The organism is Mesorhizobium sp. CNPSo 4670 (assembly GCF_057784235.1).
On sequence record NZ_JBWJFQ010000034.1, the window covers coordinates 1 to 15,493 of the forward strand.

Consider the following 15,493-nt stretch of genomic DNA (forward strand, 5'->3'; position numbering starts at 1 on the left):
CGAGACTTCGGCGCAGGCGCCTGCGGTATCGCCAGACAGCATTTGCACCGACACCCCGACATCGTTCAAACGCTCGACTGCCGCCCTGGCGTCGGCACGCAGCGCATCCTCGAAATCGAAGGTGGCGACGATGATGCCGTCTTTCGTCAGGACCGTTCCGCCATAGCCATGCTTTCCTTCGCCGCCGGTCCGGGCCTTCCATCCGGCCCATCCGCGTCGGCCCAGCCGCCAGATAGCTCCCGCGTCGGCAGCTTCGATCCCAAACCCGGGATGCTCGGTGACGGCATCGAATTTTTGTTGCCTGCCAGGAGAGGCAAATCCGGCGATGGCCTTCGAAAACGGATGACGCGAATGCACGGCCATGTCTCCGGCGATTGCCAGCATGGCCGGGTCGATCGACGACGCATTGACGAGTCGGGGCTGTCCAAGCGTGAGCGTTCCGGTCTTGTCGAACACCGCTGTATCGATCGTCGCCAGGCGCTCCATGGCCGAACCGTCCTTGACCATGATGCCGTTCTCGAACAGGCGCCGCGCGGCGACCACCTGAACGATCGGCACGGCAAGGCCGAGCGCGCACGGGCATGTGATGATGAGAACAGCAATGGCGATGGTGATCGCCCTATGCCAGTCACCGGTTGCCGCCATCCAGCCAAGGAACGTCACGAAGGCGGTCAGGTGAACCACAGGGGCATAGAGCGCCGAAACGCGGTCGGCGATCCGGCGATAATGCGCCCGACCGCCCTCGGCGGCCTCCATCAGGCGAACCATTTCCGCCAGGAATGAATCCTTCGCGGCGGCTGTCGCCTCGATCGTCAGCGAGCCGGTGAGATTGAGCGTACCGGCCTGAACCCGTTCCCCCGACGCCACGGTTTTCGGCGTGCTCTCGCCGGAAACCAGCGAGCAGTCAAGATCCGACGCCCCCTGAACGATCTTGCCGTCGACGGGTATCCTTTCGCCGGCTGCGATCAGCAGCAGCATGCCTGGTTCGATCTCGCCAACCGGCAGGTAATCGCGTGCACCATCGCTGCGCAGGACCATGGCGCCACGCGCCGCCAGCTGCGACAGGCCTTTCACGGCGGTCCGGGCACGTTCCCGCATGACATGATCCAGCGTGCGGCCGATCAACAGGAAGAACAGCAGCGACACCGCCGCATCGAAATAGGCGTGATCGCCATGGTTGATCGTCTCATAGAGGCTCATGGCGTAGGCCAGCGACACCCCGACCGCGATAGGCACGTCCATGTTCATGCGGCCGTGGCGCAACGCATTCCAGGCCGAGCGGAAGAAGATGCCGCCGGCGAAGGCGAGGGCAGGGATGGCGATAAGCGCCGAGACCCAGTGGAACAGGTCGCGGGTCGCGCCTTCAGCACCTGACCAGACAGAGACCGAAAGCAGCATGATGTTGCCCGCCGCGAACCCGGCAACCGCGACGGCGCGGATCAACTCCGAAAGCGTCCTGTCCTTGGCGTCGGCCTCGGGAGCGAAGAGATGCGCCTGGTAGCCGAGCCGTCCAATCGCGGCGACGAACGGTGGAACCTCGTCCCCACGCCACCGGACCGAGACCCGTTTCGTCGACAGGTTGACACGAGCGCCCTCGACGCGCTCGAGTTTTCCCAACGCCGTCTCGATCATCTGGATGCAGGCTGCGCAATGAACCGTCGGCACGGAAAGATCGGTCTGGCGAAGGTCATCGCCAAGCGATCGGCTCGCCAGCCGGATCTCCTCGCTAGATGGTAGAACCGATGTGGTGCTCGAGACATCCAGCGCCATTTCAGCGCCCGGCGCACAACAGCTCATTGCAGCGCTCCATGGGAAATCATGATCCTGCGGACGTCGCGATAGGGTTTCGCCAGACCGGCATCGGCGTCGATCTCGACGATCCAGACGCCGTCCTTCGGCATGTGCTGCGCGGCAAACTCCTGGCCGGAGGCGAGCGCGAGCGTGACGGCCTTGTCCTCTTTTTCGTAGGCGGGATGGCGAAACAGCACCTTGACGCCACGCAAGGGAACAGGCTTGCCGGCGGAGTCGGTGAGCCCGTAGCGAACTTCGCCCCATGCGATGGTCAGCTTGCCGGTCCAGCCGAGCGCTGCCTGCGCGCGACCCTCCTCGGCCTGCTTGTTGAATTGCTGGCTCGCCACATAGGTGTTTTCGACGACAAGGCCGGTCCAGCTCGTGTTGGCGAGCGTCGCCATGGTCAGATTGACCGCGATCACCACCCCGAAAAAGGCAAGGATGATGGCCAACATGTGCCTGCCGGTGAATTCGCGGGATTTCTGCGTATTCGCGCTCATCTGGCGGTCTCCGGCGCGTTGAATGTGGCGGTGTATTCGTCCGCCTCGAAACTCGCCTTGTCCTCGACACGGAACTTGAAGGTCTGCGCTATGCCGCGGATCTGATCGACCGGCTGGCGCACGAAGACCTTCAGCATCTTCAGGCGGTCGGGTTCGACCGGAATGGCGAAGGAACGGCCTGCCGGGATGTCGTCGCCGACCACGCTCATTTCAGCCCCTTGCAAGCCTTGCATGGTGACGACGATCGTCCGTGGCTCGGGGATCATGTTGAGCAGCTTGACCGTGTAGCCGTTGCGGATCGAACCGTCGGACAGCGTGACGAATTGCGGATTGCGGTCATGCAGCACGTTGACTTCGAGCCTGTCGCGCGTCAGCAGCGAATAGAGCAGGCCCAGGCCGATCAGCGACCACAAACCCATGTAGACATACGTGCGTGGGCGAAAGATCTTGCGAATATGGAAATGGGCCACCTTTTCGGAGAACAGGCCATCAGCGGTCCTGACCAGCGACGGATTAACTGAACCGGAGCCGCCCGCGGTCGCCAGCATCATGTTGGCGTTGTAGTCGGAGAGCGTTGCGTATGAGATCAGCCCCCGCTCCTTGCCGAGCTTGTCCATGACGCCGTCGCAGGCGTCGATGCAAAGCGCGCAGGTGATGCATTCGAGCTGCTGGCCGTCGCGAATGTCGATCCCCATCGGGCAGACCGCGACGCACGCATTGCAGTCGACGCAGTCGCCAACGGGCTGCCCTGCTGCTTGCACCTTCTTGGCGTGACGCGAGCGCGGTTCGCCGCGCCAGTCATTGTAGGTGACGGTGAGCGAACTTTCGTCCAGCATGGCTGCCTGGATGCGCGGCCATGGGCACATATAGGTGCAGACCTGCTCGCGCATCAGCCCGCCGAACGTATAGGTCGTCGCCGTCAGCACGGCGACGGTGATGTAGGCGACGGGTGCCGCAGTGCCGGTGAAAAGCTCGCCGACCAGCGTCGGCGCATCGGCGAAATAGAAGATCCAGGCGCCGCCGGTCGCCGCACCGATGACCAGCCAGATGGCGTGCTTCGATACCCGCAGCACGAGCTTGCGGGCAGTCCACGGTCCGGCATCGAGCTTCATGCGCGCGTTGCGGTCGCCCTCGATGGCCCGCTCGACGACCAGAAACAGATCGACCCATACGGTCTGCGGGCATGTATATCCGCACCAGGCACGGCCAACCGTGGATGTAACCAGGAAAAGACCGACGCCGGCCATGACCAGCAGGCCGGCCACATAGTAGAATTCCTGCGGCCAGATCTCGATGAAGAAGAGGTAGAAGCGGCGGTTGGCGAGATCGAGCAGCACGGCCTGGTCCGGAGCAAACGGACCACGATCCCATCGCAACCACGGTGTCAAATAGTAGATGCCGAGCGTGATCGCCATCACCAGCCATTTGAACTGGCGAAAGCTGCCCGAGGCCCGCTTGGGGAAGATCTTCTTGCGCGCGGCATACATCGGCTGGCGCACTTTGGCGGAGTTGACCGCCTCGGCTTCGAGCCGTTCTACCTGCGTATTGTCCAGCACCGGTATCTCCAGTCGCGCGGGCGGCAATCTGCCCATGCCTGGGCCGCCTGCGTAGGGAAGTCTTGCCGCAGGGCAGCGCCACGCGCGTTGATGCAAGTCAAACCGGGTTGCCGAAACAAACCGAGGCCCGGACATGCCGGGCCTCGTCGCTCGGGCGGTGAAGGGATGAGAATAGGCCCCCGCTTCCTATTCTCCGCCGCCAAGCGAGTGAACGTAGACCGCCAGTTCCTTGACCTTGGTTTCGCCCAGGCGTGCGCCCCAGGCTGGCATTACCCCCTGCTTTGGCGCGCGAACCTGAGCGGCGATGGCTGTTTCGCCGGAGCCATAGAGCCATATTGCGTCGGTCAGATCTGGAGCCCCGAGTTCCTTATTGCCTTTTGCGTTGTCGCCGTGACAGGACACGCAATTTTCGGCAAAGACCTTGGCGCCGGGCGCGATCAGGCTTGCATCCTGGACCTTGCCGGAAAGGCTGGCCACGTAGGCGCTCACCTGAGCGATCTGGTCGGGCGTGACGATGTCGCCAAAGGCAGGCATTTCCGACAGGCGCGTGTCCGGATCGGACGCGAAGCGGATGCCGCGCGTGATCGTCTGCTGGATCTGCTCGGCCTTGCCGCCCCAGAGCCAATCGTCGTCGTTGAGATTGGGAAAGCCTCTGGAGCCCTGGGCGCCGGAGCCATGACACTGCACGCAATTGACCTTGAACGCGGCGCCACCGGCAGCAACCGCGAACTCGCGCAAGGTGTCGTCCGCGGCAATCTCAGAAACGCTCTTGGACTCCACCGCCGCAACATACTTGCCCTTGGCGGCTTCAGCAGCGGTCAGTTCGTTCTTGACCTCGTTGCGGCTGGAATAGCCAAGCACGCCCTTGGTTGCCGAGTGCAGCAGAGGCCATGCCGGATAGGCGATGGTGTAGCCGATCGCCCAGACGATGGTGACGTAAAACGTGACGACCCACCAGCGCGGAAGCGGGTTGTTCAGCTCCCGGATGCCATCCCATTCGTGGCCGGTGGTCGAGACGCCAGAGATTTCGTCGATGTGCTCGTCGCTCATGATCACTCGTCCTCAAGGGGAATCCGGGCGGCTTCGTCGGCCAGCTTGCGGCTGCCGGGGCGGAGCGCGAAGGCGATTGCGCCGACAAAGAACAGCGCCATGGCGACCAGACCCCAGCTGTCGGCAAACTCTCGCATCAAATTGTAATCCATGGATAAGACTCCTCAGCGGTAGCCGGCGGCTTCGTCGTAGTTCTTGAAATCGACCAGCGTGCCGAGCATCTGCAGATAGGCAACGAGAGCATCCATTTCGGTCACCTGTTGCGGGTTGCCGTCGAAGTCGCCGATCTTGGCTTTGGGATAGCGGGCTTCGAGTCCGGATGTGTCGGCGTTGGGATCGGCCTGCGCCATCAGATCGGCATTGGCGTGAGCGATCATGTCATCGCTGTAGGGGACGCCGACCCGCCTGTTGGCGACCAGATGCGTCGAGAAGTCCTTCACGTCGATCGGCGCGTCTTTGAGGAACGCGTAGCTCGGCATGATCGATTCCGGGACGACCGAACGTGGATCGGCAAGGTGCTCGACGTGCCATAAATTCGAGTAACGGTCGCCAACCCGGGCGAGGTCCGGTCCGGTGCGCTTCGATCCCCATTGGAAAGGATGATCGTACATCGACTCTGCCGCCAGGCTGTAGTGGCCGTAGCGCTCGACCTCGTCACGGAAAGGTCTGATCATCTGGCTATGGCAGAGGTAGCAGCCCTCGCGCACATAGATGTTGCGTCCCGCAAGTTCGAGCGGCGAGTAAGGCCTCATGCCCTCCACCTTCTCGATCGTGTTGTCGAGATAGAAGAGCGGCGCGATCTCGACGATGCCGCCTACGGTCACCACAAGAAGGGAGCCAACGAGAAGAAGCGTGGCGTTCTTCTCGATGAGTGCATGTCTGTCCATCAGGCTCATTCTCTGGCTTCCTTATTCGGCAGGCTGCAGGGAGGGTGCGGAGCCCGGCATCGGCTCTTCCGCGCGCCGGTATCCGAGGATGGTCATGGTGATGTTCCAGGCCATGATCAGGGCACCGGAGAGGTACATGGCCCCGCCGATGGCGCGCATGACATAATAGGGGTGCATGGCGGCGACGGTTTCGGCGAAGGAGTAGACCAGGAAGCCTTGCTCGTCGTATTCGCGCCACATCAGGCCCTGCATGATGCCGGACACCCACATCACCGCCGCGTAGACGACGATGCCGAGCGTCGCCAGCCAGAAGTGCCAGGTGACCAGCCGCAGCGAATAGAGGCGTTCACGGTTCCAGAGCTTCGGCACCATGTAGTAGATCGCGCCGAACGAGATCATGCCGACCCAGCCGAGCGCACCGGAATGGACGTGGCCGATGGTCCAGTCGGTATAGTGCGACAGCGAGTTGACCGTCTTGATCGACATCATCGGCCCCTCGAAGGTCGACATGCCGTAGAAGGCGATGGCCATCACCATCATGCGGATGATCGGATCGGTGCGGAGCTTGTCCCAGGCGCCCGACAGCGTCATCAGCCCGTTGATCATGCCGCCCCATGACGGCATCCACAGCATGATCGAGAACACCATGCCGAGCGTCTGCGCCCAGTCGGGCAGGGCGGTATAGTGCAGATGATGCGGACCGGCCCAGATGTAGAGGAAGATGATCGCCCAGAAATGGATGATCGACAGCCGGTAGGAGTAGACCGGCCGGTTCGCCTGCTTGGGCACGAAGTAATACATCATGCCGAGAAACCCGGCGGTGAGGAAGAAGCCAACGGCGTTGTGGCCGTACCACCACTGCGTCAGCGCGTCCTGCACCCCGGAAAAGGCGGAATAGCTCTTGGAGCCCAGGAAGGAGGCCGGCATCGACAGGTTGTTGACCACATGCAGCATCGCGATGGTCACGATGAAGGACAGGTAAAACCAGTTGGCGACGTAGATATGCGGTTCCTTGCGCTTTAGGATCGTGCCGAGGAACAGGACGAGATAGGCGACCCAGACGATGGTCAGCCAGATGTCCACATACCATTCGGGTTCGGCGTATTCGCGGCTCTCGGTGATGCCGAGCAGATAGCCGGTCGCCGCCATGACGATGAAGAGCTGGTAGCCCCAGAACACGAACCAGGCGAGATCGCCGCCGAACAGCCGCGCGCGACAGGTGCGCTGCACGACATACAGAGACGTGCAAAGCAGCGCGTTGCCGCCAAAAGCAAAGACCACGCCCGACGTATGCAGCGGCCGCAAACGGCCGAAATTGAACCAGGGCTGGATGTTGAGATCGGGGTAGGCGAGCTGCAGCGCGATGACCACGCCGACCAGCATGCCGACGACGCCCCAGAACATGGTGGCGATGGCGCCGTAACGGACTGGCCCATCCATGTAAGCGGATGCGTCGATGGGAGCGGCAGCTACAAAGCTCGTGTTGCGGATAAGGACGGCGACAAAACCGAGCAGCACAAAAAACAGCACCCACATGTGCTGCCGGAAGGGCTCGTCCACACCGAAGCCAGCGGCCACCAGAGCCGCAAATGTAAAAAGGGCCAAAGCGAAGATTTGTGTGCCGAATTTCATGACATGTCCCCGACCTCGGATTCCGATGCGCGGACGCCAATCCGCCTGGACACCAATTCCTCAGCCGCGTTGTCACCGCCTTGATCCATGTCAAAGCTCAGCGCTTTCGGATTGGGCAGCGTGGTCTTGCAAACCAACCGGGGGCCGCCGTTGAGCCAGACGATAGGACCGGGAACGTCGCTGTTCGGAGCAGGCGATGAAAATCCCGCACCAGCCGATCGATCCTGCAGAGAAGCGGTCCCGGCCGCGGTGATGAAGCGCGCGCACAGGGAAAAGCTGCAGCTCTGCGATGCCCTGGAGAGAATTGCAGACGCCTTGCCCAGCGTCGATCGTCTGAAATGTCTCGGCACGGCCAACGCGATCGTTCCGTTGCTGCGCAACATTCATCGATACGAAGAGACGGTCATCTTTCCCGCCTACGATGCCGCTTTGACCGGCAGCGGTGCGAACCTTGCCTCAACCCGGCGATTGCGGGCCGAACATGTGGAAGACGAATGCTTTGCCAGTGAGGTGACCGAAATATTATTGGCCATCGGTCATGGTGAGACAGTCGAGAATCCCGAAACCATCGGCTTCATGTTGCGCGGCCTGTTCGAGAACTTGCGCCGGCACATCGCGTTTGAACGTGAGCACGTCCTGCCGATGATCGGGATCGTCGACCGGGACTAGAGCGTGATGCCGAAAAGTGTGAGGCGGTTTTCGGTCGAAACCATGCTCTATCGCTTTGATTTAGGGGCGGATTCAGATTTCAGGTCGATTCGACCTGAAATCATCCGGCTCTAGGCGCCAGAGCGGCTCGCCAACCGGGTGAGGCTGTCCACCGTCACATGCCGGTTGTTGTCGATCCGGATCACGCCGTCTGTCCGCAGCCGGGTCAATTGGCGGCTCACCGTTTCGATCGTCAGGCCGAGGAAGTCGGCGATGTCGGCGCGCGTGAGCGGCAGGTCGAAGCTCGTCGCGTTGGTGGCTGTATCGAGCGTGGGATCGATGTTTCTGGCAATCATCAGCAGAAAGCTCGCCACTTTTTCCGCAGCGGTCTTGCGTCCTAGCGTCACCATCCAGTCGCGCGCCTCGTCGAGTTCGTTCAGCGTTTGCTTGAGCAGGCGATGCTCGAGCTCCGGCGATTGCTTCATCATCCGTTCGATCGCCGTCTTCGGAAACGAGCAAAGGGAGACAGCGGTCGCCGCTTCCGCGTTGATCTCGCTTTCCACCTTGAAAGGTCGTCCCAGAAAGTCCGGCGCGAACTGGAGGCCGACGATCTGCTGGCGTCCGTCAGAAAGGCTCTTCGTCAGCTTCACCACCCCGGAAAGCACGTTCGAATAGCTGTCGACGGTTTCGGCGTCGCCGATCAGTTCGCTGCCCGGCTCGACACTGTGCCTTGACGAGGTCTTGGCGAGCCCAACCAATTGGTCGGGGTCGAGGGCACCGCAAACGCCGCGATGCCTTGCCTCGCATGATTGGCAAAGCACAGGAATGCCGGCGCTATGAATATCCTCACGCACTGTCATCACGATCGTCCGAGGATCCAGAGTATCGGCAAAATAGCATCGGCCCATTGAAAAGGCCTTGTGGCAGTTTGTCCGGTGCAAGGGCTTTGACCGAAATCAAGGCATTGGCGGCCCGTCGCGGCCATTTTCCTGGCCATGCAAACACAAGGGATGGCGACATGCGACCGGAACTAGCTGCCAGGCTTGGCGAGAACGTGCCGCGCTACACGAGCTATCCGACCGCGCCGCATTTCCATCCGGGGGTCGATGCCACTGTCTGTCGAGGCTGGCTGGAGGCGCTCGGGAATGGCGATGAGATTTCGCTCTATCTGCATATTCCCTACTGCGACAGGCTCTGCTGGTTCTGCGCCTGCCACACCAAGCAGACACGTCACTATGACCCCGTAGCGGCCTATCTCCGCTCTTTGCATGCCGAGATCGCCACTATCGCCCTCATTGTCGGTGGCAAGGCCGGCGTGCGCGCCGTCCACTTCGGTGGCGGCTCTCCGACGATGCTGAAGCCCGAGGACATGGTGGATCTGGGGAAAGCATTGCGGTCCGGCTTCGATTTTCTTCCGGACGCCAAGATCAGCGTCGAAATCGATCCCAATGATATGGATGACGCCCGCCTCGATGCGCTTGCCGAGATCGGCATGACTCGGGCGAGCCTCGGCGTCCAGGATTTTGACCCGAAGGTGCAAAAGGCAATTAACCGCGAGCAGAGCTTTTTGCAGACCAAAGCGGTCGTCGACGGCGTTCGCACACGCGGTGTCGAATCGGTCAATCTGGACCTGCTCTACGGCCTGCCGCACCAGACCAGTGAGAGCGTGTCCTCCACCGTCGCGCAGGCGTTGACCCTGGAACCGGACCGGATGGCATTGTTTGGCTACGCGCATGTGCCCTGGTTCAAGAAGCATCAGACGATGATCGACGAGGCATGGTTGCCGGGTCCGGCGGAGCGGTTTGCTCAATCACAACTGGCCGCTTGTCTTATGCTGAACGCGGGATATGAAGCCGTCGGCTTCGACCATTTCGCCAAGCCCAACGATGCGTTGGCCGTAGCGGCCCGAACCGGCTGCTTGCGCCGCAATTTCCAAGGCTACACGGAAGATCGCTGCGAAACACTGATCGGCCTCGGCCCATCATCCATCAGTCAATTTCGCCAAGGCTATGCGCAGAACATGCCGTCGACCGCCGAGTATGGGCGCTTGGTTTCAGACGGTGGGCTGGCGGCTGTCCGCGGTATCGCACTTTCCGACGACGACCGCGTTCGCGGCTGGATCATCGAGAGGCTGATGTGCGACTTCGCCTTCTCGGCGATCGAACTGGTGGAGCGCTTTGGCGATGCTGGCCAAAGGCTTCTGCTCAAGGCAAGTTCCACTGCTCTTGATGGTCCTGCGCGGTTGCTTGAACTCGATGGCGACAGCTTCGTCGTACCGGCGGAAAGTCGCCCCTTTGTGAGAAGCATTGCGGCGAAGTTCGACAAATATCTTGAAGCCGGCAAGGCCAGGCATTCGGTAGCGGTCTGAGCGTCCACCCGGTCAAAAGTGCTCGCCAGCCCTGAACGGGCCGATGCGCGTTCCGGCCGCGATCAGGTAGGCGGTCGACCAGCCGAGCAGAAGAAAGCCGTTCACGCCTTCCAGCGCCGCTAGCACGCGCCAGTCATGGGCCGGCACCACGTCGCCATAGCCGACGGTCGAAAAGGTGATGGTTGAAAAGTACAGCGCGGTCTCGAAGTCGGGCAGGACGCCGAGCAGGCGGTACACTCCTGCCCACAACCAGACCTCGGCTGTCATGACGGCAAAAAGGCCCATCACCACGCTGATCATTGCAACGACCCGGCTTCGTCGACCATGCATGCGAAATCGCGCCACCAGATGTCCCATCGCACGGGTGACGGCAATGAGGCCGAAGGTGTGAATGGCGACCGTCAGGCTTATGACGATCGTGCCGACGAAGAGGTTGAGAGCCATTCGAGGAAACTAGAAGCCGCGAGGGACGCTTTCCTTGCGTAAAATCAAACCTGGCGCTGGCCTTTCGAGCCTTGAAGCAATCGGTCGGGTTTCGCCAAGTTCGCCTATTGGCCTGCGCCTGGCGCGACGCGACCAAGGCGAAAGAACATCGCCAGTTTCAGGCTTGCCGCGATCCGCTCGGCTCTGTCGACAAACACTGCCGCCGTTTCCGGGTCGAAGAGTTCGGCCGCCGTCTGGCCGAAGAGGGCCTGCCAGATATCGAAATCGGCCTCGGTGACATCCTTAAGTTTGAGGTGCGCCGGCACCGGGCGTCCGTGATAGTCGCCGCTCTTGAGGATGACAGAACACCAGAAGTCCGTCATTTTCTCGAGATGGGGCTCCCAATCCCCGGTGATTTCGCGCGCGAAAATCGGGCCGAGACGCTCGTCCTGTCTGACCTTTGCATAGAATTCGCGGACCAGTTTCCCGATCGAAGTTCGATCAACGCCGCTATGGTTCAGAGCCTGTTCCGCGACAGGACGTGCCCGGTCAACCGGAGCGGATTTTGAAGTCATTCGTGCTCTCTTGTTTCTGCTGCAGTCAGGTCAATCCCAAGCTGCGAATGGTGGTTTGAAAGAAACCTGTCCGGTCGCGCACAAGCCGGAAACCCAGATTGTCGGGCGGCGTTCCTACGGCGCAGCCGCCGCTCTTACCGTCCCGAATGAAGTTCGACATATAGGTGCGGTGGAAGCCCTCCACAGCGTGCACTCCACAATTGTCGATCGAACTCGCAGTGCGCTTTCCGTCGCTGCCTATCGTGGCGTGCGAATAACATGTCGCGGTCCATTCCCAGACGTTGCCTGCAAGGTCTGACAATCCCTTTGAATTGGTGCCGAAGGCCCCTTGAACCCTCGGTTCGGGATCAGGTTTGCGTCCGAGCGCAACCTCCTGGCGATACTGTGTCAGCCACCGTCGCGCCGGGTTGTTCGGGTCGCTTTCGCCACCCTCGATGTCACCTTTGAATCGCTCGCCGGCGGCGTAAGCCCACTCCACATCCGTGGGCAGCCGCCATGCCTCACCTGTGCGGGCTGACAGCCAGGTCGCATAGGCTTCAGCATCGATGTAGCTGACGCCGGTGACCGGCACGTTGCCGATCTTGCGCGAGTCGGCGGGCTTGCAGGCACCGTCCGCCACGCAAAGTCTATAGTCCGACACGCTTACCTGGTATTTCATGATTTCCAGCGGCGCATCGATGGTTTCCTGCACTACAGGCGCTGCGACGGGATGGTTCTGCTTGAGGAATTCCCCGGGCTGTGGGTGATCGAACGAGCCGGGTCCCAGGACCGCAAGTTCGCTCACGGCGACCGGTGTCGGCAGATCCAAAGGAGCCCTGTCGAGCACATGGGTTATGCCCAAGCCGATCAGGGCGGCAGCCGCAGTTGTTCCGAATGCGAAGAGAGGATCGAAGGGCATGGCACCAAGTCCGGCCGCACGTGCAACCTTTTGGCTCAGCCGCAAGGTTGCACTGAAGATCGGATCTCCCGTTTACGAGGCGATCGGCTTGGGTGCTTCGACCTGCATCATCAGATCGTCGTCCCAGGTTCCGTCGACGACAAAGTGCGCGGTTGCACCAAGTTCCACGGCCTCGATCAAATTGTGGTTCACATACGCGTAGATGCCTGGCTGCCGGAACGTGTAGAGCGCCGACCCAGCCGACCCGCCGCGGATGAACCAGGTCTCCAGGTCCTTGGCCGGAGGGTTGGCGAACTTGCCCTGTTCCCAGACAAAGTCGCCATGGCCGCCGATCAGGTGCGGGCGTGTGTCACGATTGGCCTGCGAGTGAACGATCAATATCGTTTCGCCGACCTTCGCCTTCATCGCGTTGTCGCCAGTCAGCGATCCCGCCTTGCCGTTGAACACGACATGGGTGGGGATCAACCCGCGCATGACCTTGACCGTATCATCGTAATTGTCGCCGGCGGTTTCGTATTTCTTGAATTTCCCCTGCTCGTCGCGGGGGACGTAGAAATCGTTCTCGCCGATGTAGAAAATGCGGTCATAGCGAACGGGCTTGCCCTTGTCGTCCTTGAGGCCGTCGCGCGGCAGTATCATCACTGCTCCGCTCATCCCCGACACGACATGCCACGGGATCATCGCGCCGCCAGGCGCACAGTGGTAGACGAAGGTCCCCGTGCGCGTGGCCTTGAAGCGCAGCGTGACCTGCTCGCCGGGATTGACCAGGGTCAGGCCGCCGCCGCCAAGCGCGCCGGTGGCGGCGTGGAAATCGATATTATGGGCAAGCGTATTGGTCTCGGGATTGATCAGCGTCAGTTCGATATAGTCGTCTTGATGCACGACCATCAGAGGGCCCGGAATCGAGCCGTTGTAGGTCATTGCATTGAGCTGCGTGCCGTCGGCATCGATGATCATCGGCTTCTCCTCGATCGTCATGGTGAATTCGACGACCTTTGGACCGCCCTTGGCCACTTGGTCATGGGCGTGGACGAACGGCGGCGCGACGAGGGTGATCTTTTCGCGCGGTAAACTTGCAACTTCCGTTGCACTTGCCACAGCCGGCATTGCAACAACGGCCGCGGCTGCGGCCGCGGTAAGGACAGAACCTAACAAAGCTTCTCGTCTCGTAAGCATTTCCATCTCCTTTGTTCACCGATCTGATGCGCTAAGAATAGTCTGCTCGCGGGCCACGTCTTTGCGCTGGCGCAAATCCGATTTCATTTGTTGCGTTGCTCGATTGACCGGGCGAGTAGCCGAGCCCGGCCGGCCGAGGTTCACTGACTGCCAGCTCCAGATCAGCAACCTTGGATAAGGCAAGCGCCGGGGATGAGAAAGATCGTGTCGCGGACTGCCAATCGAGACCCATACGAAATAGGCCGGACCAGACCGCTCCCCTCGGTCTGTCCGGCCTCTGCCTCCGGAAGATCGCCAACCGGAGGGCATCCTGGAAAAGGCTCAGTTGGAAGCAGTTTTGGTCGCTTCGGCAAACAGTTCGGCAAACACGGTTTTGGCTTTGCCGACCTGCTTGACGGCCTGGGCCGCTTCCAGGTTGGCGGGCTTGCCGACGACGATCAGCGCAACCATGCCCATGCCGTAATGTGGAGCGCACTTGACGCCATAGACGCCCTCCTTGGTGAGGGTCACGATTACTTCTTCGCTGGGCTTCCCTTTGAAAGCTTCAGCACCGTCCGGGATCATTCCTTTGATGCTCTCAGCATTGTGGGATTTGTCGGTCGGCACAAATTTGATCGTGTCTCCGGGCACTGCCCGAACAAAGGCGGGCTGGAAGACCATCGAACCTTTCTCGCCCTTGTTCAGCATCTGCACGACGTGGTCTTCGGCATTCGCGGCACCGGCGACGGAGAGCAGGGCGATGGCCGCGGCGATCAGTGGCAGTTTCATTTGGAAATCCTTTTCTTGAGTTCGTCACGGCTTCAACCGTCGCCTTCTTCTAGGCCGCCAAGCGGCTTGGCGATTTGCGCTGGCGCAAACTCGTGAGCAAAAACATCCTTGGAGCTTCTCGTTTGGCGTGACGCGCGGACGAGAGCCAAAGCATGCGCCCCTTGCCCCGCATCAGTCGCCGTGAGAACACTCTTCGGCAGACCGGCTTGGATGCATTGGCCGCGGTCAAATTCGGGAGGGGACAGAGTTGGTTAGCCTCGATCGCTCGCTGATTGCAGGGCTTTCTGTCTTTGAGGGCGTCGCCGCCACGGATCTCGACCGCATCGTCGGCCAGGCCAGGTCGCTCCGGATAGCCAAGGACCAGCCGGTGTTCGAGCAGGAGCAGGAAGCACATTCCTTTTTCCTGCTGCTCGACGGACACGTGCGCGTCGTGAAATCAACCCCGGACGGTCACGAGGTGACTGTGCGGTACATAAGTCCAGGCGAGTTGATGGGCATCGCCCACGCGCTTGGCCGCACCACCTATCCGGCAAATGCCATCGCTGCCGTCGATTGCGTGGTTCTTGCCTGGGCAAGCCATCTATGGCCGACCTTCGCAGCAAATTTCCCGAGCTTCAGTGCCAACACCTACAAGGCCGTGGGCACCAGGCTGCAGGACGCTCATACGCGCGTCATCGAGATGGCCACAGAACAGGTGGAACAGCGCGTCGCCCATGCGATGCTCAAGCTGGTCAAGCAGGCTGGCAGGAAGACAGAGGAAGGAATCCTGATCGACTTCCCGATCTCTCGTCAGGACATTGCCGAGATGACGGGAACAACGCTCCATACGGTGAGCCGGTTGCTCTCGGCCTGGGAAGACCAGGGATTGGTCAAAAGTGGACGCCAGAGGGTGACCGTCGTCGAACCTCACCGGCTCCTTCTGATCGCGGAAGGCCGCGCCGAGAAAAGTTAGTCAGGGTTGGTGCTTTCGATCGCGGCCCGCAAATCGGAGCCGAGTTGTTCCTCGTTCAGATCGTGCTCGCGTGCCGCGTCGGAAACGGTATGGAACGAAGCAATCGGGCAGCCGACACAAAGCATGCCGTGCTGGAGCACCACCCGGATGGCCGCCGGCGACCGGTGCATGATTTCGTCCATCGTCGCATCGTCGCTGAATTTGAGTTTCATGCCGCTTGCCCACGCTTGGAAGCGGACATGCTGCATCTGATTTCCGGGATGCTCGTT

17 protein-coding genes are annotated in these 15,493 nt (G+C 61.1%); 4 read left to right on the forward strand and 13 right to left on the reverse strand.

Annotation, left to right across the window (positions count from 1 at the left end; translation table 11 throughout):
- The 7 genes from AC0ZT5_RS33520 to ccoN form a co-directional block, all read right to left on the reverse strand.
- Positions 1 to 1,797: heavy metal translocating P-type ATPase (locus AC0ZT5_RS33520; protein ID WP_488499936.1), on the reverse strand; the 1,797-nt coding region annotated here is incomplete at its 3' end.
- Positions 1,794 to 2,291: a FixH family protein gene (locus tag AC0ZT5_RS33525; RefSeq protein WP_488499937.1), complete on the reverse strand. Its 498-nt coding sequence runs from the start codon at positions 2,289 to 2,291 to the stop codon at positions 1,794 to 1,796. The genes AC0ZT5_RS33520 and AC0ZT5_RS33525, both read right to left, overlap by 4 nt.
- Positions 2,288 to 3,883, reverse strand: a complete 1,596-nt coding sequence (ccoG, locus tag AC0ZT5_RS33530) for a cytochrome c oxidase accessory protein CcoG (RefSeq protein ID WP_488499938.1) — start codon at positions 3,881 to 3,883, stop codon at positions 2,288 to 2,290. The genes AC0ZT5_RS33525 and ccoG overlap by 4 nt, the downstream gene beginning before the upstream one ends.
- 150 nt (positions 3,884 to 4,033) lie before the next feature.
- Positions 4,034 to 4,897 carry a cytochrome-c oxidase, cbb3-type subunit III gene (gene ccoP, locus AC0ZT5_RS33535; protein WP_488499939.1) on the reverse strand — a complete coding sequence of 288 codons (864 nt, stop codon included), beginning with the start codon at positions 4,895 to 4,897 and terminating at the stop codon, positions 4,034 to 4,036.
- Between the two features lie 2 nt (positions 4,898 to 4,899).
- Positions 4,900 to 5,049, reverse strand: coding sequence for a CcoQ/FixQ family Cbb3-type cytochrome c oxidase assembly chaperone (locus tag AC0ZT5_RS33540; RefSeq protein WP_023759205.1), 150 nt, complete (start codon positions 5,047 to 5,049; stop codon positions 4,900 to 4,902).
- Between the two features lie 12 nt (positions 5,050 to 5,061).
- On the reverse strand, positions 5,062 to 5,793 hold the full coding sequence (ccoO, locus tag AC0ZT5_RS33545) for a cytochrome-c oxidase, cbb3-type subunit II (protein WP_095080473.1): 732 nt from the start codon (positions 5,791 to 5,793) through the stop codon (positions 5,062 to 5,064).
- 12 nt (positions 5,794 to 5,805) lie between these two features.
- Positions 5,806 to 7,416 (reverse strand): cytochrome-c oxidase, cbb3-type subunit I, encoded by a 1,611-nt coding sequence (ccoN, locus tag AC0ZT5_RS33550; protein WP_488499940.1) that lies wholly within the window; start codon positions 7,414 to 7,416, stop codon positions 5,806 to 5,808.
- Positions 7,417 to 7,503: 87 nt separating this feature from the next.
- Here ccoN and AC0ZT5_RS33555 point away from each other — a divergent pair, with 87 nt between their 5' ends.
- On the forward strand, positions 7,504 to 8,085 hold the full coding sequence (locus AC0ZT5_RS33555; protein WP_488499941.1) for a hemerythrin domain-containing protein: 582 nt from the start codon (positions 7,504 to 7,506) through the stop codon (positions 8,083 to 8,085).
- Between the two features lie 110 nt (positions 8,086 to 8,195).
- Here AC0ZT5_RS33555 and AC0ZT5_RS33560 read toward each other — a convergent pair whose 3' ends face one another.
- Positions 8,196 to 8,924, reverse strand: a complete 729-nt coding sequence (locus tag AC0ZT5_RS33560; protein ID WP_488499942.1) for a Crp/Fnr family transcriptional regulator — start codon at positions 8,922 to 8,924, stop codon at positions 8,196 to 8,198.
- Positions 8,925 to 9,082: 158 nt separating this feature from the next.
- On the opposite strand from AC0ZT5_RS33560, the gene hemN reads away from it, so the two are divergent.
- A complete protein-coding gene (gene hemN / locus AC0ZT5_RS33565) occupies positions 9,083 to 10,432 on the forward strand; it encodes an oxygen-independent coproporphyrinogen III oxidase (protein WP_488499943.1) in 1,350 nt (449 codons plus the stop codon).
- A gap of 12 nt (positions 10,433 to 10,444) precedes the next feature.
- Here the strand turns inward: hemN and AC0ZT5_RS33570 are convergent, their stop codons facing one another.
- Positions 10,445 to 10,876 (reverse strand): potassium channel family protein, encoded by a 432-nt coding sequence (locus AC0ZT5_RS33570; protein ID WP_488499944.1) that lies wholly within the window; start codon positions 10,874 to 10,876, stop codon positions 10,445 to 10,447.
- 71 nt (positions 10,877 to 10,947) lie between these two features.
- On the opposite strand from AC0ZT5_RS33570, the gene AC0ZT5_RS33575 reads away from it, so the two are divergent.
- On the forward strand, positions 10,948 to 11,424 hold the full coding sequence (locus tag AC0ZT5_RS33575; RefSeq protein ID WP_488499945.1) for a hypothetical protein: 477 nt from the start codon (positions 10,948 to 10,950) through the stop codon (positions 11,422 to 11,424).
- A gap of 31 nt (positions 11,425 to 11,455) precedes the next feature.
- On the opposite strand, the gene AC0ZT5_RS33580 is transcribed toward AC0ZT5_RS33575, so the two are convergent.
- The 3 genes from AC0ZT5_RS33580 to AC0ZT5_RS33590 form a co-directional block, all read right to left on the reverse strand.
- Complete coding sequence (locus AC0ZT5_RS33580) at positions 11,456 to 12,328, reverse strand: formylglycine-generating enzyme family protein (protein WP_488499946.1); 873 nt, start codon at positions 12,326 to 12,328, stop codon at positions 11,456 to 11,458.
- Positions 12,329 to 12,400: 72 nt separating this feature from the next.
- Positions 12,401 to 13,504: a copper-containing nitrite reductase gene (gene nirK / locus AC0ZT5_RS33585; protein ID WP_488499947.1), complete on the reverse strand. Its 1,104-nt coding sequence runs from the start codon at positions 13,502 to 13,504 to the stop codon at positions 12,401 to 12,403.
- 321 nt (positions 13,505 to 13,825) lie between these two features.
- A complete protein-coding gene (locus AC0ZT5_RS33590) occupies positions 13,826 to 14,272 on the reverse strand; it encodes a pseudoazurin (protein WP_488499948.1) in 447 nt (148 codons plus the stop codon).
- A 247-nt stretch (positions 14,273 to 14,519) separates the two neighbouring features.
- On the opposite strand from AC0ZT5_RS33590, the gene AC0ZT5_RS33595 reads away from it, so the two are divergent.
- Entirely contained in the window at positions 14,520 to 15,224 is a 705-nt protein-coding gene (locus AC0ZT5_RS33595) for a Crp/Fnr family transcriptional regulator (protein ID WP_488499949.1), read from the forward strand.
- Here AC0ZT5_RS33595 and AC0ZT5_RS33600 read toward each other — a convergent pair.
- Positions 15,221 to 15,472, reverse strand: a complete 252-nt coding sequence (locus tag AC0ZT5_RS33600; protein ID WP_488499950.1) for a DUF1858 domain-containing protein — start codon at positions 15,470 to 15,472, stop codon at positions 15,221 to 15,223. The genes AC0ZT5_RS33595 and AC0ZT5_RS33600 overlap by 4 nt on opposite strands.
- Between the last annotated feature and the right edge of the window lie 21 nt (positions 15,473 to 15,493).

Bases quoted from the DNA above. Each gene is read 5' to 3' on its own strand.
- AC0ZT5_RS33555 (WP_488499941.1), top strand. From the start codon at position 7,504: ATGTCAAAGCTCAGCGCTTTCGGATTGGGCAGCGTGGTCTTGCAAACC.
- AC0ZT5_RS33540 (WP_023759205.1), bottom strand. From the start codon at position 5,049: ATGGATTACAATTTGATGCGAGAGTTTGCCGACAGCTGGGGTCTGGTC.
- AC0ZT5_RS33580 (WP_488499946.1), bottom strand. From the start codon at position 12,328: ATGCCCTTCGATCCTCTCTTCGCATTCGGAACAACTGCGGCTGCCGCC.
- AC0ZT5_RS33560 (WP_488499942.1), bottom strand. From the start codon at position 8,924: ATGACAGTGCGTGAGGATATTCATAGCGCCGGCATTCCTGTGCTTTGC.
- ccoN (WP_488499940.1), bottom strand. From the start codon at position 7,416: ATGAAATTCGGCACACAAATCTTCGCTTTGGCCCTTTTTACATTTGCG.
- hemN (WP_488499943.1), top strand. From the start codon at position 9,083: ATGCGACCGGAACTAGCTGCCAGGCTTGGCGAGAACGTGCCGCGCTAC.
- ccoO (WP_095080473.1), bottom strand. From the start codon at position 5,793: ATGAGCCTGATGGACAGACATGCACTCATCGAGAAGAACGCCACGCTT.
- AC0ZT5_RS33570 (WP_488499944.1), bottom strand. From the start codon at position 10,876: ATGGCTCTCAACCTCTTCGTCGGCACGATCGTCATAAGCCTGACGGTC.
- ccoG (WP_488499938.1), bottom strand. From the start codon at position 3,883: ATGGGCAGATTGCCGCCCGCGCGACTGGAGATACCGGTGCTGGACAAT.
- AC0ZT5_RS33590 (WP_488499948.1), bottom strand. From the start codon at position 14,272: ATGAAACTGCCACTGATCGCCGCGGCCATCGCCCTGCTCTCCGTCGCC.
- ccoP (WP_488499939.1), bottom strand. From the start codon at position 4,897: ATGAGCGACGAGCACATCGACGAAATCTCTGGCGTCTCGACCACCGGC.
- nirK (WP_488499947.1), bottom strand. From the start codon at position 13,504: ATGCTTACGAGACGAGAAGCTTTGTTAGGTTCTGTCCTTACCGCGGCC.
- AC0ZT5_RS33525 (WP_488499937.1), bottom strand. From the start codon at position 2,291: ATGAGCGCGAATACGCAGAAATCCCGCGAATTCACCGGCAGGCACATG.
- AC0ZT5_RS33600 (WP_488499950.1), bottom strand. From the start codon at position 15,472: ATGCAGCATGTCCGCTTCCAAGCGTGGGCAAGCGGCATGAAACTCAAA.